This window comes from Pedobacter sandarakinus, from assembly GCF_026240095.1.
Classification (GTDB): domain Bacteria; phylum Bacteroidota; class Bacteroidia; order Sphingobacteriales; family Sphingobacteriaceae; genus Pedobacter; species Pedobacter sandarakinus.
The window spans coordinates 132,195-157,681 of record NZ_JAPIVG010000001.1 but is presented as its reverse complement, the minus strand read 5'-3'; the positions used below and the strand labels follow the sequence as shown (position 1 = coordinate 157,681).

Below are 25,487 nucleotides of genomic sequence, written 5' to 3'. Positions count from 1 at the left end.
TAAGCCTTTTATTCAATATTTGATCTTTAAACATATGATAATAAAGAAGTTTGTTTCGGTATTTATATTAGTGCTGCTTAGCCAGGGTTTGCTTGCACAAGCGCCAAAGCTTACACCGGAGATTGCGGTAAAGCTTTCTAAAATGCCACTTGGCTGTATCGTTCAAGAATTTCCTAATAAGACTTCGCATGTTGCCAATACCGCGGTGGATGGACGATTACTGCCCAGTGAATTGCATCCTGCATTTTATGGCTGTTTAGATTGGCATAGCGCTGTTCACGGGCATTGGATGCTGGTCCGCCTGCTCAAAACCATTCCTGGGCTAACAAATGAGCGTGAGATAATTGATCAGCTTAATAAAACTTTTTCTCCCGAAAAAATGCAAGCCGAAGCCAATTATTTTACTAAATACGAGGTTGCTAATACTTATGAACGGACCTACGGTTGGGCATGGCTGCTTAAACTGGACCAAGAGCTTTATACTTGGGATAACCCAAATGCCAAAAGATGGCACCAGGCTTTACAACCATTAACAGCACAGATCTTAAAGTTATGGAAAGCCTATCTTCCAAAACAAACCTATCCTAACCGAACAGGGGTACATCCGAATACCGCTTTCGGTTTGGTATTTGCATTAGACTGGGCAAGCACAATGAAAGATACTTCCTTCGAAGAGCAGATAAAGGAAAAAGCTAAGGCATTCTACTTAGACAACGCAAAAACCCCGGCTTATTTAGAACCAGATGGTTCTGATTTCTTTTCGCCAAGCTTAGAAATTGCCGACTTGATGCGTAGGGTGCTATTAAATGCAGACTTTGTGCATTGGTTTAATCGCTTTTACGAGAAAAATAGTATTGACCGAATTAGCGATTTGCCAGTTATCAGCGATATTAACGACTATCAGGGCGTACACCTGGTGGGGCTGTCCTTCACCAGGGCATGGTGTATGAAAGGGATCGCCAAAGATTTACCCGCAAGCCATAAATTAAAAAAGCATTTTGAGCTAACGGCTGATAAATTTTTATCTAATGCTTTGCCGCTTGTTTTTGCAGGCAACTATGGCGGCGACCACTGGCTGGCATCTTTTGCAGTTTATGCCCTAGAAAAGTAGGATCAATAGTTGTTAAAAGTTGATAAATTTATCCATCTGTTCATGAGTGAATTTGATGGTATCTTCTTGGATCAGGTTTCCCTCGCCATCTAATTCCTGCTTGATGTTGGGGATATGAATTCTTAACGGCAGAACATTCAGGTGAATGTAGTGGCAAACCCCAGTAAAATGGTCAACCCCTCTGATATTGCCATATTTGCCTGAAGAAATACCAACCAAAGCGGCCTTCTTGTTGTAGAAGCTTTCAGGGAAATTGCAGGCATCGATTAATACTTTCAATACTCCCGGGAAACTTCCATTATATTCTGGCATTACAAAAATAAACTTGTCAGTTTCGGAGATTAGGTCCTGTATCTTCTGGAAATCTTCCGATCTTTTGCCAAACATATCCGTATTAAGGACATCTACTGGTAAATGCATTAAACTGAATACATTAGAATTAACTCCCTTCAGATTTAGTTGTTGCTGGTAATAATTAGCAACTTTTAACGTATTGCTATTGGGTCTGTTGGTGGCAGCTATAATTGTAATCATGCGTAATTGTTAATAAGATGTGTAAAACCCAAAAGCCCTTGTTGCTAAAATTGCCATATAGTTTGTATCTTAGCTGATTGAGAAAAAGGCCGTAAACTAGGCAAAAATAGCACTTTTTGTCAATTAAGACGCATAAACAAGTAACGCCCAAGTAAACGTTAAGTAAATTTCGGAAAGATAGATGAGCAAAATTATTGCATTAGCAAATCAAAAAGGTGGTGTTGGTAAAACAACTTCATCTATAAACCTGGCGGCGAGTTTAGCCGTATTAGAATACAGAACTCTCTTGGTAGATGCTGATCCTCAAGCCAATTCAACATCAGGCATTGGCTTTGATCCCCGAAACATTAAAGACAGTATTTACGAATGTATCATCAATGATATCGATCCGTTAAAGGCTATTCAGAAAACTGATACTCCAAATTTAGACTTATTGCCGGCACATATCGACCTTGTTGGTGCCGAAATTGAAATGATAAACCTTAACAACCGCGAATATAAAATGAAAGCGGTGTTAGAGAAGATAAAAGATGAGTACGATTTCATTATCATCGATTGTTCTCCATCTTTGGGTTTGATAACCATTAATGCCTTAACAGCTGCCGATTCTGTAATCATTCCGGTACAGTGCGAATATTTCGCTCTTGAAGGTTTAGGAAAATTGCTAAATACAATTAAAATTGTACAAAACCGTTTAAATCCGGCCTTAGAAATAGAAGGTATTTTATTAACCATGTACGATGTACGTTTGAGGTTATCAAATCAAGTTGTAGAAGAGGTAAGAACACATTTCCACGAACTGGTATTCGATACCATCATTCAGCGAAATACGCGTTTAAGTGAAGCTCCTAGTTATGGTGTATCAGTTATTATGCATGATGCAAACTGTAAAGGCGCCATCAATTACCTTAACCTCGCCCGCGAAATTGTAAAGAAAAACGGCTTGCTTAAGGAAGAAGAAAACATAGATACTGCAACTTTATAAATCAATAAATGACATCTTTTCAGCGAAAAACAGGATTAGGAAGAGGGTTAAGTGCGCTTTTAGATGATAGCGAATCTGCTCATCCGCCGAAGCAGCAAGTAAATGCTGTAAGCGAAACGGAACAGGTTGGTAACATTAGCCATGTTAATTTAACTGAAGTTGAAACCAATCCATATCAACCACGTACAGAGTTTGATCAGGTGGCTTTAAATGAACTCGCAGATTCCATTAAAGTACAGGGTTTAATTCAGCCCATTACGGTAAGAAAAATTGCCGCTAATAAATACCAGCTTATTTCCGGCGAACGTAGGTTTAGGGCGTCAAAACTCGCTGGGTTAACGCAAGTACCGGCATATATTCGCAGTGCAAACGACCAACAAATGTTGGAGATGGCACTGATTGAAAATATTCAACGCGAAAATTTAAATGCAATTGAGGTTGCACTAAGCTTTCAGCGCATGATTGATGAAGTGGGACTAAAACAAGAGCAACTTGGCGAGCGTGTTGGTAAGAACCGCACTACCGTTACCAATTATCTTCGCCTTCTAAAGCTTCCGCCCGCTATCCAGGCATCTATCCGCGATCAAAAAATTTCTATGGGTCATGCTAGAGCACTTATTAATGTGGATGGTGTAGACAAGCAACTGTTTATCCATCAGGAAATTTTAGACAAAGGACTATCGGTTCGAAAAGTTGAGGAATTGGTAAGAAATCTGCAGCATTTACCATTGAAAGCTGCAGGTAATCAGAAAGTCGGTGGCGTGTCATTCCAATACCAGAAACTTCAAGATGATTTGGCTTCCAAGTTTGCTACCAGAGTAAAGTTGAAGGTTACGCAGAATGGTAAGGGTGCCATAGAAATTCCTTTTATGAGCGATGACGACCTTAATAGAATCTTAGAACTTCTCGACTGGTAATGCGTATCATTAGGCCTTTAGTACTTCTTTCTTTGTTTACGACATTTCTTGTAAGCCTGGCATCTGCACAGGTAAAAGATTCGCTATTGAAACAAACCGATACGCTTAAAAACAGTAATTTAAGGCCCTTAAAAGTAGATTCGCCGAAGGTGATGACGCGTAGAGATTCTGCAAAAGCAAGGTATGTAAATCCAGGGAAAGTAGCAGGAAGAAAGGCGGTTTACCGATCAATGATTATTCCTGGTTGGGGACAATTGTACAACATGCAATTGTTAAATGACGGTTATGGAACCAGGGCAGGCAAAAGCCAAACCTTACAGAAAATTTATACATCCAGCAAAATCGTAGCTATTTATGGCGGTATCACAGCGCTTACGCTTTCATATATCGAAAGCAGGAAGAACTATAATATTTTCTTGAAAGAGGGGCAGTCGCGTCAACTGCAACCTGCAGATCGTGTTGGTAATTTTGCCCCTAATCCCGCGCTTCAGCGGTATGATACTGCTGGTATTTTAGGAAATAAAGATATTTTTAAGCGAAACTCCCAGATTGTTTTATTCTCTTATGGGTTGGTTTATATTGCTAATGTTGTCGATGCTTATGTAGCTGCAAGATTGCATTTCTTTAATATCGATGATAACCTAACGTTCAATGTTAACCCCTCTATTATAGGCAATAACACCATTTATGGTTTTAACGCTACGCCAGCGTTAAAGTTCTCACTAACATTTTAACAGATATGAAAATAGCGCTTTTAGGTTACGGTAAAATGGGGCAGATTATAGAAAAATTTGCGCTTGAACGTGGTCATGAGATTGTTTTAAAAATAGCGATAGATAATCTGGCAGATTTAACCAGGCAAAACTTGAAAGTTGCAGATGTAGCGATAGATTTTAGCACTCCTGATGCTGTATTATCAAACATCAGTGCATGTTTTGATGCCAATGTTCCGGTTGTAGTGGGTACAACCGGTTGGTATGGCAAACTGCAGGAAGTGAAAAACGATTGTAACATTAGTAACAATACCCTTCTCTATGGGTCTAATTTCAGTATTGGCGTTAATTTGTTCTTTAAACTAAACCAAACATTAGCCAAGTTAATGAATAATTATCCGGCGTATGAGGTGCAAGTTGAAGAAATTCATCATACACAAAAGCTAGATGCACCGAGTGGTACGGCTATTACCATTGCAGAAGGTATTGTAGACCATTTGGATAGAAAAACGGAGTGGCTGAATGAGGTGGTGGGTACAGATATAGAGCTGTTTCCAAAGGCAGATCAGTTACTTATTGAATCTCATCGCATTGAAAATATACCCGGTACGCATACTGTAATTTATAGTAGCGAAGTAGATGAAATTGAAATTAAACATACTGCACATAGCAGGGCAGGATTTGCATTGGGTGCTGTTGTTGCTGCAGAATGGTTAAAGAATAAAAAAGGATTTTTCAGTATTACTGATATTTTTGAATAAGCAGATAATGGTTTTCGGTTTGGTTTAAATCGTTTACAAAAAATAAAATATATGAATTATAAATTCTGGCAGAAGAAGAATGATGCCACTAAGAAGAAAAAAACCAAAACCCGCGAATGGGTAGACGCAATTGTATTTGCAGTTGTAGCGGCTACGATTATCCGTGTCTTTTTCATCGAAGCTTATACCATCCCATCTGGGTCGATGGAACGTTCATTGTTGATTGGCGATTTCCTCTTCGTAAGTAAGGTAAATTATGGTGCAAGAATTCCAATGACGCCTGTGGCATTTCCTTTTGCACACCATACCATGCCCATAACAGGCACGAAAGCTTACTGGGACGGGGTACAATGGAAATATCATCGTTTGCCGGGCTTATCAGATATTAAAAGAAATGACGTGGTAGTTTTTAACTTTCCCGAAGGTGATACTGTTGCATTGGAAAAACAAGATGCCAGTTACTATGATTTGGAGCGAATGAGTGGGAGAGAGGCTGTAAGAAGCACTTATACAATTGTAGATAGACCGGTTGATAAACGTGAAAATTACATTAAACGCTGTATTGGTATTGCTGGCGATGTAATTACCATGAGTGCCGGTGTGGTGAGTGTGAATGGTAAACCCGAGCCTATTAAAAGTACCGGTATGATGCCCTATCGTATTGAATTCAAAACGATGGATTTCAATTACTCCGCCTTAGATGAATACAAACTTGAGCTGGGAAGCAGTCCGGCTGTTGCGGCAAATACCTATATCGTAAATGCATCAACAGAAATTGTAGAAAAATTAAAAACGCTGGATTTTGTAAAATCTGTAGTGATGAGCCCCGATCCGGCTGGTGATGAGCCAGGTGGGATATTCCCTCACGACCCAAAACGGGTTTGGAACAGAGACAACTTCGGGCCAATAAAAATTCCTGCGAAGGGATGGACCGTTGCTATTGATAGCAATACCATGCCGCTTTACTACCGTGCTATTCGTACCTACGAAGGAAATAAAGTAGAGCAAAAAGCTGGCGTATGGTATATTAATGATAAACCCGCCACCAGCTACACTTTCAAAATGAATTATTATTGGATGATGGGTGATAACCGCCATAATTCTGCCGACTCTCGCTATTGGGGTTTCGTGCCAGAAGATCATATTGTGGGCAAAGCATTATTTATTTGGATGAGTTGGGATGGCGAAGCTTCTTTCTTTAACAAGATTCGTTGGAGTCGGTTGTTTAGAGGTATTCACTAGTCACTGTTGCCTAAAAGGCAAAAAGCGTCTCGGTATAACTATCGAGACGCTTTTTCTGTTGGGGGGTTAAGCTCGGCCATTCGAGCTAACATCAAATTAATTTGTCTATTTGCAAATGAGCAGCAAGTTCATTCAAGTCGTTAATTACAACATCAATTAACGGAATGCCATGTAACCTTCTTTCTTGTTCAAAATTGTATTCTGGTTCTCCAGGAATAATTACCTGCTTGTCAGGTGCTACCGTTTTCGCATTTTTAAAACGTTCTATCCAGTTATCCAGATGAGCTTTAAATTCATCTGCAGGGCGAAAACCAGCAACACTCATGGCTCCGAAAAAGTGACCTAAACCCTCGCCGACTGGATTTTGAGAGGGCTCTAAAAAGGATACAAAGGGTGGTACCCAGGGTCCGTAATTTGCCCCGGAGAGCACTGCTGATAAAATATCTACCGTTGCCCCAAGCCCATATCCTTTATGGCTGCCATGATCTTTATCGCTGCCCAATGGCAATAACGACCCACCATTTTTCAATTCATTTGGATCGATAGAACCCTTACCTGTTTTATCCTGAACCCAACCATCAGGTATCGATTTATTGGCCCGCTGTGCAATTTCCAGTTTACCATTTGCAGCAGCAGATGTAGCCATATCTATAACTACCGGAGGATATTTGCCTGCCGGAAACGCATAGCACATGGGGTTTGTACCAAGTAAGCGTTCATTAGCATAAGTTGGCGCTACCAGCGGGCTGGCATTGGTCATGCTTATCCCGATCATATCTTTTTCTACAGCCATTAAAGCATGGTAACCAGCAATTCCGAAATGGTTGGAGTTTTTCACTGATACCCAACCTGTGCCATATTTTTCTGCTTTTTCAATGGCCACCTGCATGGCAAAAGGAGCAACTACCAGGCCTAAACCGGCATCGCCATCAACAGTTGCTGTAGTTGCAGTCTCATGTATTATCTTAATGTCTGGCGTTGCATTTATTCTTTGTTTTTCCCAGAGTCTAATGTAGCCACTCAGCCTGGCCACACCGTGCGAATCTATCCCCCGTAAATCTGATCTGATTAATACATCAGTTGCTAGCTTCGCATGTGCATCAGAACAACCCATTTTTTTAAAAACACTTTGGGTAAAATTTCGAAGATTTGTTTCAGTAAGCGTGATGAAGTTCATGTTGATGTGCTGTATTAAATATATTATTGCTGGCAGAAACTACCCCAGTGTCGCCTCGAAGCTTTAGTCTTAACCCTCGCAGCTTCAGCTTTGGTCTGTAAGTTTGTTGGCGCTCACGGCAAAAGCAAAGTAAAGTCGCCACCTAGCGGTTCAAAGTTCTCAATACAAGAGGAAAGAAAATCTTCACCATAATTTACATACATCGGAGCAATGTTAAGTGTTCTTTCCTGCATGGTTCCATTAGGAAAAAGTCTGTTCTTTACATTTTCTATCTGCACTAAAGCCATTTCATGCTTACGCTTCTCTGCCCTGAATAATTTCTTTTCTAAATTTTGCAATAAACGATTAGTTTTTTGCTTTGCCGTATCGGTAGAAACCGAAAGGGTCTTATCTATCTTGTAAGCGTTTAATTTTATCTGATCGAAGATGCTATTTATCGCCCTCGTTTCGTCGGCTAAGCTTAATTGCGCCGTTGAGTTCTTTCTCACCCATAAACTCTTCAGGGTATCTACAGGTAAGAATATATCTTCTAAAGCAAAACCTAATCTATACAAGTTCTCTGCACTTCGTTTATCTATAAGCAAAGCAGAATTACGGAGTAGCAGTACCGGAAAATCTACCTTATAATAATCGAAATTTGCCTTCAATTGCATCCAGTATGCTACCTCGGCACCGCCACCAATGTAGGCGATGTTGGGTAAAATTACTTCCTGGTACATTGGGCGCATCACCACATTTGGGCTAAACCGTTCAGGATGATCTTCTATTTCCTGGCGCAGTTCATCCTCAGAAAAACTAATCTCTGTATGGTTAACAAGATATCGGTTCTGTTCGAAAATTAAACGTTCACGCAGGTTTTCTTTCAAATAGAAAAAATTGATATCCCTGCCATTTACTTGCGTTTTGTAACCTAATGCTTCTAGTTGTTGCGAACTTCTTTCTATATTTTTGGCGCTATGATGGGCTATAATATCATCAGTAATAATGTCGCTAAAGATTCTTTTCAACGCAACATCATCGGCATTAACAATGACTAAACCATACTTTTCGAAAAGTTTGTTTACCAGGTATCGTGTAGCATCAGCCAAATTATCATGTTCTAGATAAGCCTTTTCAACTAATTTAGCGATATGTTTACCGTTTTTAGAAATGCCCAGGTACCCTTTGTATGCAGTAACGGCAGCGGCTACGGTTTTTGTGCTTAACCTTCCGGTTGCACCATTGGTATGCTGAATCCAGCTGATGTTTTTCTCATCAACACTGACATGATTAATCTCTTCAAAATCATGATCTTCGGTAGCCATCCAATAAACAGGAACAAAATTTTTATCTGGGTGGGCCATCTTCAACTCGATAGCTAAGTTTATAGCAGTTACAATTTTGTATATGAAATACAGCGGGCCCGTAAATAAGTTTAATTGGTGACCAGTAGTTACGGTAAACGTATTATCTAAACCTAATAGCTCAATATTCTTACCTACCGATTTATTTGGCGTTAAGTGCTCGTATTGGGTTTTCAATACCTGGACTAGTGTATCTCTATTGCCCAAAAAATTTCGTTTTTCAATGGCTTTAGATAAACCCTCCATGTCAGGCCGGTAACTATAAAAACTTTGTAAGCTTTCTTCGTTATTGATATAATCTACAACCAGTTTAGAAAACGACCCTGTCTCCTGATAGGATATGTATTTTGCCTGCATAATTAGCGAAAGTACTGCAATTTAAGGATAATCATAAAGGTGAATAACTATTTTACAAAAGTTAAATAATTTTTACGTTGCTTCCATATCCCTGTAGATGTTTGAGAAAACAACAAGCGCAGAACGATAAGTTTGCCAATTTATTTTCGGCATGCCGAAGTCGACTCTGCAGATAACTGATCTTCGTAGTATTCTTTTTTAAAGCAAAAAAGCCGTCGCGAATGTCGCGACGGCCTATAATATATTTGGTTTAGTGATTTACCACTTTTTGCGGCGTTCGCCACTTCCACCTTCTCTGCGACCAGCGCCACCTTTGTCTTCACGGCTACGGCCAGAGAAATCTCTGAAACCACCACCATCACGACTACCGCCTTCACGTCTTCCACTACCACCAGATGATCTTCTGTCGCCGCCACGGAAACCACCGCCACCGCCACCTCTGCGTTCACCGCCGAAGCCACCGCTACGTCTTTCTCCGCCACCGCGTCTTTCACCACCTTCTCTGCCACCATCTCCACTTTTTTCGATGCGCACTTGTCTGCCGTTAAATTCTACAGATTTAAATCCTTCGAAAACTTTATCAGCAACATCATCTTCTACTTCAAAGAAAGAGAAAACACCTTTCAGATCGATCTTACCAACGCTTTTGCCACCAATTTTACCGTTGTTACAGATAAATGATAACATATCGCCACGGGTAAACTCATCTACAGATCCTAAGTTAATAAACAAACGTGTATACCCTTCACTACCACGTCCGCGTCCACTTCTTTCGCCTCTATCACCACGATCGTCGCCAACTGCAGCATTTAAATCAGGTGCTTTAGAATAGTATTCCAAGAAACGGTTAAACTCTAACGAAGCAAAACGTTTAATTACATCCTCTTTAGATAAATCTTTAAATTCATCCATAATACGAGGAATGTACTGGTCAATTTGCTCTTCGTTAACCTCTACATTATGTACTTTATGTACTAAAGAAAACAATTGTTTCTCGCAAACATCAAAGCCTGTCGGCAATTCTGCTTTGGTAAATTGTTTACCAATAATGCGCTCCAACTGGCGGATTTTTCCTAGTTCTTTAGAGTTGATGATACAAATCGAGATACCAGTTTTTCCCGCACGACCAGTACGGCCAGAACGGTGGGTATAACTTTCAATTTCATCAGGTAAAGAATAGTTAATTACGTGTGTTACATTATTTACATCAATACCACGGGCGGCAACATCGGTAGCAATAAGTAATTGCATGTTACGCTCACGGAAACGTTGCATTACTTTATCACGTTGTTGTTGCGATAAATCGCCATGTAAAGCATCAGCATTGTAACCATCTTTAATTAAGTGCTCGGCAACATCTTGTGTATCCAATTTGGTTTTACAAAATACAACGGCAAAAATTTCAGGGTTAAAATCTACAATACGTTTTAATGCAGCATATTTATCACGTGCACGAACAATATAATATTCGTGTTCGATGTTTACGTTACCTGTATTTTTTGTGCCCATGGTTAATTCTACAGGCTCGTTCATGTATTTTTTAGCAATACGGCGAACTTCTGCAGGCATGGTTGCCGAGAATAACCAGGTTTTTTTGTCATCAGGTGTAGTCGATAAAATGTCGTTGATGTCATCCTGGAAACCCATGTTTAACATCTCGTCAGCTTCATCAAGCACAACATATTTAACATTAGAAAAATCAATCGCCTTACGGCCAATGATATCTAGCATGCGGCCGGGCGTGGCCACTACGATTTGAACGCCTTGGCGTATTTCACGTAGTTGTTGCATAATGTTAGCACCACCGTAAACGGCAACTACGTTTGCATTAGCAATGTTTTTAGAAAAGTTTTTAAGGTCGTTAGCGATTTGCAAGCATAACTCACGCGTTGGGCATAAAATAAGTGCCTGCGGTTTATTTACTTTAAAATCGATTAGTTCTAACAGCGGCAAACCAAATGCGGCTGTTTTTCCTGTTCCTGTTTGGGCCAAACCAACAAAATCATTAGTGCCTTCTAACAGTACAGGAATACTTTGCTCCTGAATAGGCGTTGGAGTTTCAAATCCAAGCTCTTTTACGGCATTAACGACGTCATCACTTATCCCCAATAATTGAAATGGGTTTGTCATTCGTCTTTTATTTTTAATTGAGCCGCAAAGGTACGCTTTTTATTTCGTATTTTACAGGTAGTCAGGTAAATAGTTTTTATCTTAATAAATTGTAAATTAACTATTTAGCAATATGTATGTAAGGCCGTTTTAGTTTACAGTTGTTAAGAAGCGCAACTTCAGCTCGGATAGTTCCCGAAAGTCCCGCTTTTACTTCAATCTTTTTGCCAATCGGCTGCGGAAATTACTTAGTCCATTTGGTACATTCGGCAGTTGCTATCTTTAGGTTGTTGCAGTTCAAAAAGTATTTCCGCTCAATCGGGGCTAATTAACCTTAGACAGTCGCTTTATTGTCTGTTTCGCATGCAGGGTGCAACATTAGTTATGATGATTTGATCAGTATTTAAGGTTGGCGAAGCGTATTATACGGTTTCACACCGGTTTTTCTAGAATATTTTGCCAGGGCAAATCAACCATGCAAGGTATGGTCAGGCTTAAGCTTGTCAAAAATGTTTAAATCAGGCACCCCTTAAAATCTTTTCCATTTTCTTGCCTTTTGCCAATTCATCAACCAGCTTATCTAAATACCTCACCTGCCTAGTCAATGGAAATTCAATTTGTTCAATTTTGTAACCGCAAATAGTACCTGTAATTAGCGTCGCGTTCGGGTTCAGCGTAGCTTGGTCAAAAAATTCCTTAAATGTTACCTTCTGGTCAATTAATGCCTTAATTGCTTTTTCATCATAACCTGTTAGCCAGGTAATCACTTCATGCAACTCATCAACTGTTCTACCTTTCTTCTCCACTTTCGTTAAGTAGTGGGGGTATACAGATGAAAAGGTCATCTTGGCAATTTTTTCGTTTTGTGCTACAGTTGCCTCCATATCAGTCTGTTAGGTTATGGCTATCGCGGTCTAATATCCAAATATTCAAAAGTTGTTTCCCTTACGTAACTAGCGTAGTCTTTCTGCCGATCGAATCAGGCGCTCGTCTTTATTAATCCCAAAAATGCCCAATACGATAAAGAGAATAGCCAATGCAGGCATATATGCGCCTGCACCGAAATTTGCATTTTCAATTCCGCCAGGAAGTTGTTTTGCGTACACACTGCACCAGAATGCAAAACCAATAATAAGTATAATAGTTGAAATAGCTACCTTCTTCTGGAGGGTTCTATTGCGGAAATTAAAAATGTTAACTAAACAGATCACCGCTAAGCCGACGTTAGTAAGCAACAGCGGATAGGTAGGCTCAATTTTCACAGCAACAAATTCCCCGGCATCCCAACTGGCTGCAAATCCTTGTGTATAAAGTAGCGGTAAAGTGGTTCCATGCTGGTCGTTTGAAACGAGGATCGGCAAAAAAATCATCAAAACAAGTATTAATGCGGCCAAGAAAAACCAAATCGTCTGTATTCTTTGTATCATGTTCATCAAATATTTGCGACAAATATATTTAATTCCGATTTACAACATCATGAATAAAAGTAAAAAAGTATTTTTGCATCGCTTTGAATAAAAAACGGTATTTCATACAAATCGCGTACGATGGCAGCTTATATCACGGCTGGCAAACTCAGCCCAATGCGCTTACGGTTCAAGAGTTGCTAGATGGGGCAATGTCTACCGTTTTTAGGCAACCTATCGAAACCTTAGGGTGTGGCAGAACAGATGCTGGTGTACATGCAAAAGATTTTTATGCGCATTTTGATGTTGTAGATTTAGAGGAAAATAAAGTGACGAATGCCGTGGCGGGCGTTAATGCACTGTTGCCTTATCAAATAGCAGTTAAAAAGATATTCAGCGTACATCAAGATGCGCATGCCCGTTTCGATGCTACCGCAAGGGCTTACCAGTATTACCTTCATTTCGAGAAAGATCCTTTTAAATTGAACCGATCGTGGTTATTAAAAGATCATTTAGACCTGAATGCAATGAATAAAGCGGCTGACGTGTTATTAGGTTATACCGATTTTTCTTGTTTTAGTAAATCGAATACCCAAACGTTTACCAATAATTGCACCATCACAAAGGCAGTTTTCGAAACTTGTGATGACGGTTTGGTTTTCTACATTGAAGCAGATCGTTTTCTTAGAAACATGGTAAGGGCAATTATGGGCACTTTGGTACGTGTAGGCAAGCATGAAATTAATTTAGACGATTTTAAAGCAATTATAGAAAGTAAAAACAGGAGTAATGCTGGTCAATCGGTTCCTGCTTGCGGTTTATATCTGGTTAAGGTAGCGTATCCTTACCTAACAGAATGAGGTAAAGATGTAAGGTGAAATTTGCTTTACAGGATAATCTCGAAGCTTTTTTGAACTTTATGTAAGGTATACAGGACCTTAAACCCTTAACCTCACAATTTAAACTATAAATATGGCGGTAACAGGAGATGTTTACAATACCGGACTACTGAAACGTATTTTTCAATACGTAAAGCCTTATCGTGCAGTGTTTATTTGGTCAGTTATTCTAACTGTGCTGCTGGCGGCAATTTCTCCGGTTAGGCCTTTCTTAATTAAATATACCCTAGACCATTATATTATCAGCGGAAACTATTCAGGCTTGGTCAACATCACCATGTTGATGATTTTCATGCTGATTCTTCAGACACTGATCCAATATAACCACACCTTGCTTACCAACACCCTTGGGCAGTCTGTTATCCGCGATTTAAGAGTCAGGGTTTTTAATCACATCACCAATTTAAGGCTTAAATACTTCGATAAAACGCCCATAGGCCAGTTAATTACAAGAACAGTTTCAGATCTGGAAACCATTGCCGATATTTTCTCTGAAGGATTAATATCGATGATTGGCGATTCTTTACAGGTGGTGGTAATTATAGGTGTAATGCTAGCTACTGATTGGGAGTTGAGTTTAGTGGTGCTATTGCCTATTCCTTTATTAATTATAGCTACCCGGAAGTTCCAAAAAGCCATCAAGGTTGCGTTTCAGGAAATCAGAAATGAAGTATCGAACCTGAACACATTTTTACAAGAACACATTACTGGTGTTTCCATTGTGCAATACTTTGCCCGAGAAAGACAAGAATACAAAAAGTTTTATGCCATCAACAAACGCTACCGCGATGCCAATATCCGTTCTAATTGGTACTACTCGATATTTTTTCCAGTTGTAGAATTAATCTCTGCCATGTCTTTAGGTTTACTGGTGTGGTATGGTGCAAAAAGTATTTTGGCTAAACCGTTGGATGTTACGCCAGGTACCATTACACAATTTATAATGTATCTGGGTATGGTGTTTACGCCTATCCGCCAACTGGCAGATAAGTTTAACACCCTTCAAATGGGAATGGTGGGAGCCGAGCGTGTTTTTAAGGTTTTAGATACCGATGAAGCTACCATTAACGAAGGCCGCCAAATGCCACAAAAATTAGAAGGCAACATTGAATTTAAAAACGTGTGGTTTGCCTATAATGAAGAAAGCTATGTGCTCAAAGATCTTACTTTCGATGTAAAAGCAGGCGACACAGTTGCACTCGTTGGCGCAACGGGCGCAGGCAAATCTTCTACCATAAACATTCTAAACCGCTTTTACGAGGTAGAACGGGGAAGCATCACTGTTGATGGTATCCGGATTCAAGATTTTGAATTGAACTACCTGCGTAGCAATATTGCCACTGTTCTGCAGGATGTATTCTTATTTTCTGATACAATTTTAAATAACATTACACTAAATAACCCCGAAATCACGATCGAAGAAGTAGTCAATGCTGCTAAGAAAGTGGGTGCTCATGAATTCATCGAGCGTTTGCCAGGAGGGTATCAGTATAATGTGATGGAACGTGGTGCTACATTATCTGCAGGGCAGGCACAACTCATCTCTTTTATCAGGGCATTGGTGCATAATCCGGCAATCCTGGTTCTAGATGAAGCTACCTCATCTGTAGACACCGAAACCGAACTTCTTATCCAGAAAGCCATTGATAATTTGATGGATGGCAGAACCTCAATCGTCATTGCCCATCGCCTTTCTACCATTCAGAAAGCCAATCAAATTATTGTGCTAGATAAAGGCGAAATCAAAGAAAAAGGGACACACCAAGAATTATTGAGGCTAAATGGTTATTATAAAAAGCTTTACGATCTCCAATTTTCGTCGGCGGGAATTGCCAAAGCTTAATTTCCTTAATCACGTAAGAATTTCTTAATTTACCAACCTAAATTTATTCTGATGATCAAAAAAATCAGCTTCAGCATTTTAGGTTGCCTCTTGCTACTTGTTTGCCAGACATATTCCCAGCAGAAGAAATATGTAATGGTAATTCACGGTGGTGCCGGAACCATTTTGAAAAAGAACATGACCCCAGAGCGGGAAGCTGCGTATATCGCCGTGCTTACTAAAGCACTCGAAACAGGTTATGCACAAATTAAAGCTGGGAAAAGTTGTTTAGATGCCGTGGAAGCAACTATTCATGTGATGGAGAATGATCCGCATTTTAATGCAGGCAAAGGGGCGGTTTTTACTCACGAAGGTAGGAACGAACTCGATGCGGCAATTATGGATGGCAAAACGTTAATGGCGGGAGCTGTTGCAGGGGTAACCACCATTAAAAATCCGATTTCTGCAGCAAGGGCTGTGATGGAAAAATCAGAACATGTAATGTTGGTCGGCGCAGGTGCCGATTTATTTGCGAAAGAGGCAGGTTTAGAAACTGTAGATCCTAAATACTTTTGGACCAAAGAACGCTGGGATGGCTTGCAACAGGCCATTAAAGCAGATTCTACTAAAGCCGTGTTAGATCATGGTAGCAAAAAATCAGAACTATTAGGCACTATCAACCACGATTATAAATTTGGTACAGTCGGCTGTGTAGCACTCGATCAGGCAGGAAATTTGGCTGCTGGAACATCTACCGGAGGTATGACCAATAAAAAATATGGTCGCGTTGGCGATGCTCCACTTATTGGTGCCGGAACGTATTGTAATAATGAAACTGCAGGTATTTCTGCAACAGGCTGGGGCGAATTTTATATCCGTAACGTGGTAGCGAAAACCATCTCCGATCTAATGGAATATAAAGGACTGTCTGTTAGCGAAGCTTCCAAAATTGCGCTAGATAAAGTTGACAAAATGGGCGGCGATGGCGGTTTAATTGCCCTGGATAAAAAGGGAAATATCGCCATGCCTTTTAATACCGAAGGTATGTACCGAGGTGCAGTTACTGCTGATGGTAAAGTAGAAGTAAGTATTTATAAATAGTATATCATTAAAATCACACCACATTTATCCCTTAATTTATTTTATGAAGCTGCTTTCCAATTTAACTTTCCAGGTGCTTATCGCCATAACCATAGGCATATTGGTCGGCGCTTATTTTCCGGGTTTTGCGCCGTCTGCTAAATTGATCAGTCAGGGTTTCATCAACCTGATTAGTATGCTTATTGCACCCATCATCTTTTTTACCATTGTGCTGGGTATTGCCCACATGGGAGACATGAAAAAAGTAGGTAGGGTAGGTGGTAAGGCGCTTTTATATTTCGAAGTTGTAAGTACGGTAGCTATTGCAATTGGTTTGTTGGTGGCTAATGTACTTAAACCTGGAGCGGGTATGGTGGCTAAAACTGAAAATACAGGTCAGGTAGCAGGCTATGCCGAGCAAGCAAAGGACATGAATTGGGCAGAATTTTTTCTTCACATCATCCCTCATAATATTATTGGTTCTTTCGCCGAAGGCAACATCTTGCAAATATTACTCTTCGCCATTTTATTTGGCTATGGCTTAAATAAGCTTGGTGGAGAAGGCGCATCTGTTTTAAACGCATTCGATAAAATTTCTAAAGTGCTTTTCAAAATAATGAAAGTGATTATGCGCCTAGCACCCATTGGTGCGTTTGGTGGCATGGCTTTCAGCATCGGCACACATGGCTTAGATAGTATTTTCGGCATGGCGAAGTTAATGGGTTCGGTATATTTAACTTGCATCTTATTCATCTTCGTAATTTTAAATGGTATTTGTCGCTATTACAATTTTAGCCTTTGGCAGTATTTAAAATACATCCGTCAGGAAATCTTAATCGTCTTAGGTACATCATCATCAGAATCGGCATTGCCCAGCATGATGCAAAAAATGGAAGCCATCGGCTGCGATAAATCGGTGGTTGGTTTAGTTATCCCTACAGGCTATTCTTTCAACCTCGATGGTACAGCCATTTATCTGGCCATGGCTGTAATCTTTCTCTGCCAGGTTTTCCATGTCGACTTATCCATCGGTCAGCAAGTAACAGTATTGGGTGTTTTAATGGTTACCTCTAAAGGTGCGGCTGGTGTAACTGGCAGTGGCTTTATTGTTTTAGTATCCACCTTAACTGCACTCAAAATTATGCCTATAGAGCATATCTCCATTTTAATAGGTGTAGATAGATTTATGAGCGAAGCCAGGGCAATTACCAACGTAATAGGTAATGGTGTGGCTACAATTGTTATTGCGAAGAGCGAAAAACAGTTCGACGAACAGAAATACCTCCAAGCAATCAAGCCTGCTACAATCGAAAAAACAGAAGAAAATTAATTCCCTCATTAATTCTATTTAGATTTTTGTTGTTCGCACATCCCTGGTTTAGTTAGCCTGCCAGCGTGTAAAAACAAAATATACAAGGGTCTTCGACATCTTGGCTGTGCAAAAGCTTACATCTTTTAATTACCTTTGTGGCAGAAACATGCACACAGCATGTTTAATTAAACCATATCACATTGGGCCAAGAAGAACAAAATAACCGCAAAGAAAAAAGCGAGTTACATCCACGCAACAAGCACCGTTCGCGTTACAATTTTAAGCAACTTACCGCAACCTCCAAAGATCTAAAGCGTTTTGTTTTTAAAAACGAGCATAACGATGAATCAATCGATTTTGCCGATCAAAGTGCTGTTAAGGCACTCAACCGAGCATTATTGAAACACTACTACAATATTTCCCAGTGGGATATTCCCAAAGATTTCCTTTGTCCGCCAATACCCGGCCGGGCAGATTATATCCATTACGTAGCCGATTTATTGGGGTCTAGCAATAGCGGCAACAATCCCAAAGGTGCCGGGATAAACGTGCTTGATATTGGTGTGGGTGCCAACTGCATTTACCCAATTATTGGCCATCAGGAATATGGTTGGAACTTCGTAGGCTCAGAAATCGACCCACTTTCAGTAGATTCTGCAAAAAGGATTATCGAGGCAAATAAACCTTTGCAAGGCGCTATCGAGATCCGTCAGCAATCGTCTAAAATGGGCATCTTTAGAGGTGTTGTGGGCGGCAAAGAACGGTTCGATGCAGTAGTATGCAACCCACCTTTCCACGCTTCGTTAAAGGAAGCCGAACAAGGTACGCGGTTAAAATGGCGCAACCTGGGTGGTAAAGAGAAAGAAGTTAAACACGTGCTTAATTTTGGCGGCAACAAGGCCGAACTTTGGTGCCCTGGTGGCGAACGTGCCTTTGTAGAGCAAATGATTATACAAAGTGCCCAAATCAAAAATCAAGTTCTTTGGTTTACTTCACTAGTTTCTAAAAGTGCAAACCTAAAAAGCATTTATAACGCTTTAGTTAACGCAAACGCATTCGAGGTGCGTACGGTAACCATGAGCCAAGGACAAAAAATTAGCAGGTTTGTGGCATGGACCTATCAAGACGAATATGCGCAAGCCGAGTGGGCAAAGGGTTGGAAAATGGAAACAAAGGCCCAGAGAAAATAAATTCAGTTTGTTTAAATAGCTGTAAAGCAAGGCCGGAGCAACAATTAACGTTACTCCGGCTTTTCGTTTTATCTTTTTTGCAACTTTTGTGGTATCAAGTTCTGTCAGGCTAAATTATTTCTTTCTTGTGCATTCCAGCATGTTATCGTCAACAAAAAAGGATGCCACTTCAATCCGGTTTATTAAAGTTATTTTACTGCTACTATTCCTATCCTAATGTTCAGGATTACCTCGTTTTTGCATCGAAAATATAACCTGCTAAAGCTGTTACCCCCATTGCTACTGTACCCCAGAAGCAAATTCTTATAATACCTTTCAACATGGCAGCGCCGCCAGCTTTAGCTGCTATTGCACCAGAAAGTGCCAGGAAGACAATAGCAAAACCATATTGGTAGAATACCATTGATGGTATAGGCGCCAAAAGCGCAACCAAAAAAGGTAAAATGCCACCGCTAATAAACGAGGCGCCAGATGCCAGTGCAGCCTGTAAAGGCATGGGTTGCGAGTGCGGGGTAATTCCTAATTCATCACGCATGTGCGCACCAAGTGCATCTTTCTCACTAAATTGTATCGCAACCTTCATAGCTAAATCTTCATCTAAACCTTGCGCTACGTAAATTTTAGCAAGCTCGTTCAATTCAACCTCGGGCATCATCTCAAGTTCTCTTCGTTCTCGCTCAATGTCGGCCTTTTCCAGGTCGGCCTGCGAACTTACTGACACATATTCGCCCGCAGCCATCGAAAGTGCCCCGGCAATCAGACCTGCAAGTGCCGCCAGCACAATCGGACTCCGGGTATCGCTTGCCGCAGCAACGCCAATCACTAAGCTCGATGTTGAAATGATGCCGTCGTTTGCCCCCAATACTGCTGCCCTTAGCCATCCAGTCCTGTTCGTATAGTGCTTTTCTAGTTCCATTGTTGTACCTACAGATTATCATACGCAATTTAAGAAAACATGTCTCATGTAAGGGCATGGTTATGTTTATTTCAATCTTAATTTGGGCAGGAAAATCTACCTACCTCATCATCCCGACCATAACGCCTATCTCTACTTACATGCTAGATTTCTAGGCTTCGCTCGAAATGATGGATTGATTAATCATCATTCCCAATAAAACGCAGCAAAATTAGCGATGTTCCAAAATTTGCAGTTATATCATTTGGAAAGCTACTTTTTCTCATAAACAATCATAATCTCCAAATCCTGCTCAGTTTGGGGTCTTATGCCGTGCGAACTACCCGGTCTTGTTAATATGGCATCGCCTGGCTTTACTTGAAAAGTTTTTCCATCCATTTGCATTACACCAAAACCTCGAAGAATATAGTAGATCTCATCTTCCTTTTGAAGGTGGTAACCAATGGCAGAACCGGGCTTTAGTATTCGCTTTTTGAATACTGTTTTAAGGTTTTTAGCGTCGGCAAAAAAGCTAAAACCAATTGTTTCTCCGCCACCTGCATGGGTTCCAGGCTCCTTCTTGGCAATCTGTAGGTCGTTTTCAAGAATGTACTTTATTGTATCTGTGTTTTGAGCAGAAGTCATTTCGACAGATAGTAATAACATAACACTTAGTATCAGGATGTATTTCATTGGTTCTAATTTACTATTTATTTAGTAACTAGATTATCAATTGGTCACATCTATCGAAGCAACTTCCCATTATTTGTACTTAATCATTTAGCTGCCCAACTTTGTCTTGATATTTAAGTTGCCAGGCTCGGGGCATTAGCGATGCAGTTTCAGAAATTGGTCGAATGCTTTTAAGCGAAATTTCCTAGTCATACCAGGTAAATATTATGCTTTTCGGTTTGACTTTCCCCGCAATAATATTAGCTTTGCACAAAAAAATTGATACATGAGCGTTTTAGTAAATAAAGATTCTAAGGTTATCGTTCAGGGTTTTACCGGAAACGAAGGAACTTACCATGCTGAGCAGATGCTTGCATACGGTACAAACGTAGTTGGTGGTGTTACCCCTGGCAAAGGTGGGCAAATGCATTTAGATAAGCCTGTTTTTAATACTGTTAAAGATGCTGTTGATAAAACAGGAGCAAATGTATCTATCATTTTCGTTCCGCCGGCTTTTGCTGCCGATGCGATTATGGAAGCTGCCGAAGGTGGTATTAAAGTAATTGTTTGTATTACTGAGGGCATTCCTACTAAGGACATGATCCAGGTAAAAGAATATATTTCCGATCGTGATGTTACGTTAATCGGCCCTAATTGCCCAGGTATTATTACTGCAGATGAAGCAAAAATTGGTATCATGCCAGGCTTTATTTTCAAAAAGGGTAATGTGGGTGTGGTTTCCAAATCAGGAACCTTAACTTACGAGGCGGTAGATCAGGTTGTTAAAGCTGGTTTAGGTATTACTACAGCAATTGGTATCGGAGGCGATCCAATTATTGGTACGCCAACTGTTGAAGCGGTTAAGTTATTAATGAACGATCCAGAAACCCACGGCATCATTATGATTGGTGAAATTGGTGGTGGTATGGAAGCCGACGCAGCAAAATGGATCAAAGAAAACGGCACTAAGCCTGTTGTAGGTTTCATTGCTGGCCAAACAGCGCCTCCAGGACGCAGAATGGGGCATGCAGGTGCAATTGTTGGCGGTGCAGACGATACTGCTGCGGCCAAAATGAAAATCATGCGTGAGTGTGGTATTCGTGTTGTAGAAAGTCCTGCTGAGATTGGCGCTGCAATGGCAGAAGAGTTAGCAAAGTAAGGTTTTAAAGTCTATATAGCGAAAAGCGTTTCGATTAAATTCGGGACGCTTTTTTTGTTGCTACGGAATACACGGAAAAGAAAAAGGATGAATTTTGAGATTTTTGGTAGATTAGTTTAAAATTATCTTTTATGGATTATCAAATAAGACAAGATAATCTTCCCTATAAAAATGAAACCGATTTAATTATCAATGCTGCAATTGAAGTTCACAAACATTAAGGTAGTGGGCTTTAGGAAATTGTTTACAAAGTGATTGCCACGGAAACACGGAATACACGGAAAAGAAAAAGGATGAATTTTGAGATTTTTGGTAGATTAGTTTAAAATTATCTTTTATGGATTATCGAATAAGACAAGATAATCTTCCCTATAAAAATGAAACCGATTTAATTATCAATGTTGCAATTGAAGTTCACAAACATTTAGGTAGTGGATTTTTGGAAATTGTTTACAAAGATGCACTTTATATTGAGTTGGAAAGCCGAGGATATTTCTTTGAGCGAGAAAAACACTACCCAGTTTACTATAAAGATGTTTTATTACCTCATAGTTTTTACGCTGATTTTATAATATTCGACTCTGTAATCCTAGAAATTAAAGCTAAAAGTGGCATTGCGAATGAAGATTTGGCTCAGGCTATAAACTATTTAAAATGCTCTGAATGCAAAGTTGGCTTAGTTTTAAACTTTGGTAAACCAACTTTAGAAATCCGGCGTGTTATTCTTTAAAAAATTAATTCTGTGTCTTCCGCGGTATAAATGCTTGATGCAGTTATTCTCTAAAAAACTAATTCCGTGTCTTCCGTGTTTCGGTAGCAAAATACTTGAGGCATTTATTCTATAAAAAATCAATTCCGTGTCATCCATGTTTCCGTGGCATAACTACTTGATGCAGTTATTCTTTGAAAAATTAATTCCGTGTCTTCCGTGTTTCCGTGGCAAAATACTTAAGGCATTTATTCCATAAAAAATCGATTCTGTGTCTTCCGTGTTTCCGTGGCAAAAATACTTGAGGCATTTATTCTATAGAAAATCAATTCCGTGTCATCCATGTTTCCGTGGCATAACTACTTGATGCAGTTATTCTTTGAAAAATTAATTCCGTGTCTTCCGTGTTTCCGTGGCAAAATACTTAAGGCATTTATTCCATAAAAAATCGATTCTGTGTCTTCCGTGGCATATATTTCTGATGCAAAAAAAAAATCCTTATTTCTGTGGTAAAAGACTTCAAATATCATCCCTTTGTAAACACTAAGCCAAACCCTTAAGCCAGCAAACCAAAGTTAAATTTATGGCGTATATTGTGGTATGAGAACGATGTTAAATAAACTATTTTTGGTCACGGCTGTTGTGTTAGTTACAGCTTTATCTGCATGTGCACAAAAGCAAGAAAAGAAAGAAACCAAATCGACAACGCAACCAGAAAACATTATAGCAAAGAAAAAAATGAATTGGAATACATTAACACCAGAAGAAGAACGCGTAATTGTTAATAAAGGAACAGAATATCCTGGTACAGGTAAGTATGAGCATACAACAGAAAAAGGTACCTATACCTGTAAACGTTGCGATGCACCATTGTACCGTTCTGAAAGTAAATTTGATGCTCGCTGTGGTTGGCCAGCATTTGATGACGAAATTAAAGGTGCCGTTAAGCGCATTCCTGATCCGGATGGATCGAGAACAGAGATTGTTTGTGCGAACTGTAAGGCTCACTTAGGGCACGTATTTTTGGGAGAAGGATTTACAAATAAAGACACCCGTCATTGCGTAAACTCAATCTCAATGAATTTCGTTCCTGATAAGAAATAAGGTGGAATAGATGGGTTAGGTAGAGGCGTGTAACATCAAGTTGCACGCCTTTTTTGCTGCCAGTATTTCCTTCACTTTTCCACAATTTATTGATTATAAACTAAATGCTTATATTTGCAGGCTCGATAAAGAAATTTTAGCCTATGAAGTATTTTCTGCTATTAAGTATTTGTTTCCTGTTTTTACAAGGTAAAGCACAAACTGATGGTTCATCAAACGAGCCTGATAGTATTAAAAAAACAGTTCTCGCCACTTATTACCACAGAAAATTCGAAGGCCGCCGAACTACAAGCGGCGCAAAATATCGGGCTAAAAAACTTACTGCCGCCCACCGCACTTTGCCATTCGGTACCATGATCACAGTAACTAATCCTGATAACGGAAAATCAGTTGTCGTAAAGGTAAACGATCGTGGTCCTTTCTCAAAAAAACTGGCTATAGATCTATCCGAAAGTGCTGCTAAACAGATCGGTATCTACAGCAAAGGTGTTGCTAAGGTTAAGCTTAGTTATACTGTAGAGTAATACACCATTTTGCTCTAATTTACAGTCGGTTTACAACTCCGATTTAAGTTATTAACACTAATTTCTGTTTGCTAAACCCTTGAAAAGAAACAATTAGCTTTTTTTTTGCTTAAAAATGATATTTAGCTGATTGTTTTATCCACCAGTTTCATGGTAGTGTTAACAACTTTGGTTCACAAAAAACGGCCTGCTTCTATATATTTGTTATAACAAAGTTCTTTAACTTCTTGCGCTTGAAAACAAATATAAAAGCTTAGTTTTTAGTAATTTACAGGTATATCTCTCTGATAACGATATAAATTTTCTCGACTAATAACTCAGTTGTTTGCCAAATGCAAGGGTTAGCACTTTCACTAGAGTTTTAATACAAAACATTTCAATCATCATATTAAAATTGATGGATGCGTGGTTTTGTCGGCTCTGTTTAAATAGAAGAAATAAGTATCAGGTATGGAACAAGAATTATTACTACAAGAGAACAAAGACAGGTTTGTATTATTACCCATTAAATACCCAGCTATTTGGGAAATGTATAAAAAAACTGAAGCAAGTTTTTGGACAGCAGAAGAAATTGATCTGTCTGATGATCAAAAACACTGGGATAGTTTAAATGATGGAGAAAGACATTTTATTTCTCACATTCTTGCCTTCTTCTCTGCTAGTGATGGCATCGTAAACGAAAACCTGGCTGTGAATTTTATGAGCGAGGTGCAGTTGCCTGAAGCACGTTGTTTCTACGGTTTCCAAATTATGATGGAAAACATCCATGCCGAAACCTATGCATTATTAATTGATACCTATATCAAAGATCCAGAAGAGAAAGATAGATTGTTTCATGCTATTGATACCGTGCCCGCTGTAAAAAGAAAGGCAGAATGGGCTTTACGTTGGATAGATAACGGAACTTTTGCAGAACGCTTGGTGGCATTTGCTGCAGTAGAGGGTATCTTCTTTAGCGGAAGTTTTTGTTCAATTTTTTGGCTAAAGAAACGCGGCTTGATGCCGGGTTTAACTTTCAGTAATGAGTTAATTTCAAGAGATGAAGGTTCTCACTGCGAATTTGCTTGTTTATTGTATAGCATGTTAAGCAATAAATTAAGTGAAGAGCAAGTTCATTCGATCATCAGCGACGCAGTTGAAATTGAGAAAGAATTTGTTACTGATGCTTTGCCAGTTGCGCTAATTGGCATGAATGCTAAGTTAATGAGTCAATATATTGAGTTTGTTGCCGACAGGTGGTTACAGGAATTAGGCTACAAGAAAATTTATAACGCCACCAATCCTTTCGATTTTATGGAGATGATTTCTTTGCAAGGAAAAACCAATTTCTTCGAGAAACGCGTTGGCGATTATCAAAAAAGTGGCGTATTAACTTCTGCCGATAATAAAGCGCAGGCGTTTTCTCTGGATGAAGACTTCTAAAGCTTAATAGTTAACGATTGATGGTTTGAAGTCTTGTTGCTTCG

The 25,487-nt window shown here is 39.6% G+C and carries 24 protein-coding genes; 16 read left to right on the top strand and 8 right to left on the bottom strand.

Going from position 1 to position 25,487, the window contains the following annotated elements:
- Positions 1–34: 34 nt before the first annotated feature.
- Entirely contained in the window at positions 35–1,111 is a 1,077-nt protein-coding gene (locus OQ268_RS00645) for a DUF2891 domain-containing protein (RefSeq protein WP_265854128.1), read from the top strand.
- 12 nt (positions 1,112–1,123) lie between these two features.
- On the opposite strand, the gene OQ268_RS00640 is transcribed toward OQ268_RS00645, so the two are convergent.
- On the bottom strand, positions 1,124–1,645 hold the full coding sequence (locus tag OQ268_RS00640) for an NADPH-dependent FMN reductase (RefSeq protein ID WP_265854127.1): 522 nt from the start codon (positions 1,643–1,645) through the stop codon (positions 1,124–1,126).
- A gap of 181 nt (positions 1,646–1,826) precedes the next feature.
- Between OQ268_RS00640 and OQ268_RS00635 the strand changes: the two genes are divergently transcribed.
- The 5 genes from OQ268_RS00635 to lepB are packed head-to-tail and all read left to right on the top strand — an operon-like array spanning position 1,827 to position 6,263.
- Complete coding sequence (locus OQ268_RS00635; protein ID WP_265854126.1) at positions 1,827–2,630, top strand: ParA family protein; 804 nt, start codon at positions 1,827–1,829, stop codon at positions 2,628–2,630.
- An 8-nt stretch (positions 2,631–2,638) separates the two neighbouring features.
- Entirely contained in the window at positions 2,639–3,547 is a 909-nt protein-coding gene (locus OQ268_RS00630) for a ParB/RepB/Spo0J family partition protein (RefSeq protein WP_265854125.1), read from the top strand.
- The gene (locus OQ268_RS00625) at positions 3,547–4,281 is read left to right on the top strand and encodes a DUF5683 domain-containing protein (protein ID WP_265854124.1); all 735 of its coding nucleotides are present in this window, start codon (positions 3,547–3,549) and stop codon (positions 4,279–4,281) included. The genes OQ268_RS00630 and OQ268_RS00625 overlap by 1 nt, the downstream gene beginning before the upstream one ends.
- Positions 4,282–4,286: 5 nt before the next feature.
- A complete protein-coding gene (dapB, locus tag OQ268_RS00620; RefSeq protein ID WP_265854123.1) occupies positions 4,287–5,021 on the top strand; it encodes a 4-hydroxy-tetrahydrodipicolinate reductase in 735 nt (244 codons plus the stop codon).
- A 51-nt stretch (positions 5,022–5,072) separates the two neighbouring features.
- Positions 5,073–6,263, top strand: a complete 1,191-nt coding sequence (lepB, locus tag OQ268_RS00615; protein ID WP_265854122.1) for a signal peptidase I — start codon at positions 5,073–5,075, stop codon at positions 6,261–6,263.
- Positions 6,264–6,354: 91 nt separating this feature from the next.
- Here the strand turns inward: lepB and OQ268_RS00610 are convergent, their stop codons facing one another.
- The 5 genes from OQ268_RS00610 to OQ268_RS00590 all read right to left on the bottom strand — a co-directional run bounded on the left by OQ268_RS00610 (position 6,355) and on the right by OQ268_RS00590 (position 12,676).
- Entirely contained in the window at positions 6,355–7,440 is a 1,086-nt protein-coding gene (locus OQ268_RS00610) for an Ldh family oxidoreductase (protein WP_265854121.1), read from the bottom strand.
- A gap of 113 nt (positions 7,441–7,553) precedes the next feature.
- Positions 7,554–9,140: a bacillithiol biosynthesis cysteine-adding enzyme BshC gene (bshC, locus tag OQ268_RS00605; protein WP_265854120.1), complete on the bottom strand. Its 1,587-nt coding sequence runs from the start codon at positions 9,138–9,140 to the stop codon at positions 7,554–7,556.
- A 258-nt stretch (positions 9,141–9,398) separates the two neighbouring features.
- Positions 9,399–11,270: a DEAD/DEAH box helicase gene (locus OQ268_RS00600; RefSeq protein WP_265854119.1), complete on the bottom strand. Its 1,872-nt coding sequence runs from the start codon at positions 11,268–11,270 to the stop codon at positions 9,399–9,401.
- A 497-nt stretch (positions 11,271–11,767) separates the two neighbouring features.
- Positions 11,768–12,133 (bottom strand): DUF2200 domain-containing protein, encoded by a 366-nt coding sequence (locus OQ268_RS00595; RefSeq protein WP_265854118.1) that lies wholly within the window; start codon positions 12,131–12,133, stop codon positions 11,768–11,770.
- A 69-nt stretch (positions 12,134–12,202) separates the two neighbouring features.
- On the bottom strand, positions 12,203–12,676 hold the full coding sequence (locus OQ268_RS00590) for a DUF4293 domain-containing protein (protein WP_265854117.1): 474 nt from the start codon (positions 12,674–12,676) through the stop codon (positions 12,203–12,205).
- Positions 12,677–12,759: 83 nt separating this feature from the next.
- Here OQ268_RS00590 and truA point away from each other — a divergent pair, with 83 nt between their 5' ends.
- The 5 genes from truA (at position 12,760) to rlmF (ending at position 18,958) form a co-directional block, all read left to right on the top strand.
- Positions 12,760–13,515: a tRNA pseudouridine(38-40) synthase TruA gene (gene truA / locus OQ268_RS00585; RefSeq protein WP_265854116.1), complete on the top strand. Its 756-nt coding sequence runs from the start codon at positions 12,760–12,762 to the stop codon at positions 13,513–13,515.
- A 112-nt stretch (positions 13,516–13,627) separates the two neighbouring features.
- A complete protein-coding gene (locus OQ268_RS00580) occupies positions 13,628–15,397 on the top strand; it encodes an ABC transporter ATP-binding protein (RefSeq protein ID WP_265854115.1) in 1,770 nt (589 codons plus the stop codon).
- A 51-nt stretch (positions 15,398–15,448) separates the two neighbouring features.
- Complete coding sequence (locus OQ268_RS00575) at positions 15,449–16,477, top strand: isoaspartyl peptidase/L-asparaginase family protein (protein WP_265854114.1); 1,029 nt, start codon at positions 15,449–15,451, stop codon at positions 16,475–16,477.
- Positions 16,478–16,520: 43 nt separating this feature from the next.
- Complete coding sequence (dctA, locus tag OQ268_RS00570) at positions 16,521–17,786, top strand: C4-dicarboxylate transporter DctA (protein ID WP_265854113.1); 1,266 nt, start codon at positions 16,521–16,523, stop codon at positions 17,784–17,786.
- A gap of 182 nt (positions 17,787–17,968) precedes the next feature.
- A complete protein-coding gene (gene rlmF, locus OQ268_RS00565; protein ID WP_265854112.1) occupies positions 17,969–18,958 on the top strand; it encodes a 23S rRNA (adenine(1618)-N(6))-methyltransferase RlmF in 990 nt (329 codons plus the stop codon).
- A gap of 226 nt (positions 18,959–19,184) precedes the next feature.
- On the opposite strand, the gene OQ268_RS00560 is transcribed toward rlmF, so the two are convergent.
- Positions 19,185–19,874, bottom strand: coding sequence for a VIT1/CCC1 transporter family protein (locus OQ268_RS00560; protein ID WP_265854111.1), 690 nt, complete (start codon positions 19,872–19,874; stop codon positions 19,185–19,187).
- Positions 19,875–20,126: 252 nt separating this feature from the next.
- Positions 20,127–20,546: a cupin domain-containing protein gene (locus tag OQ268_RS00555; RefSeq protein ID WP_265854110.1), complete on the bottom strand. Its 420-nt coding sequence runs from the start codon at positions 20,544–20,546 to the stop codon at positions 20,127–20,129.
- Positions 20,547–20,811: 265 nt separating this feature from the next.
- Between OQ268_RS00555 and sucD the strand changes: the two genes are divergently transcribed.
- The 5 genes from sucD (at position 20,812) to OQ268_RS00530 (ending at position 25,443) form a co-directional block, all read left to right on the top strand.
- On the top strand, positions 20,812–21,684 hold the full coding sequence (sucD, locus tag OQ268_RS00550) for a succinate--CoA ligase subunit alpha (RefSeq protein ID WP_265854109.1): 873 nt from the start codon (positions 20,812–20,814) through the stop codon (positions 21,682–21,684).
- 337 nt (positions 21,685–22,021) lie between these two features.
- The gene (locus OQ268_RS00545) at positions 22,022–22,414 is read left to right on the top strand and encodes a GxxExxY protein (RefSeq protein ID WP_265854108.1); all 393 of its coding nucleotides are present in this window, start codon (positions 22,022–22,024) and stop codon (positions 22,412–22,414) included.
- A 579-nt stretch (positions 22,415–22,993) separates the two neighbouring features.
- Complete coding sequence (locus OQ268_RS00540) at positions 22,994–23,497, top strand: methionine-R-sulfoxide reductase (RefSeq protein WP_265854107.1); 504 nt, start codon at positions 22,994–22,996, stop codon at positions 23,495–23,497.
- 143 nt (positions 23,498–23,640) lie between these two features.
- Positions 23,641–24,021: a septal ring lytic transglycosylase RlpA family protein gene (locus tag OQ268_RS00535; RefSeq protein ID WP_265854106.1), complete on the top strand. Its 381-nt coding sequence runs from the start codon at positions 23,641–23,643 to the stop codon at positions 24,019–24,021.
- A 450-nt stretch (positions 24,022–24,471) separates the two neighbouring features.
- Positions 24,472–25,443, top strand: coding sequence for a ribonucleoside-diphosphate reductase small subunit (locus tag OQ268_RS00530; RefSeq protein WP_265854105.1), 972 nt, complete (start codon positions 24,472–24,474; stop codon positions 25,441–25,443).
- Positions 25,444–25,487: the final 44 nt, after the last annotated feature.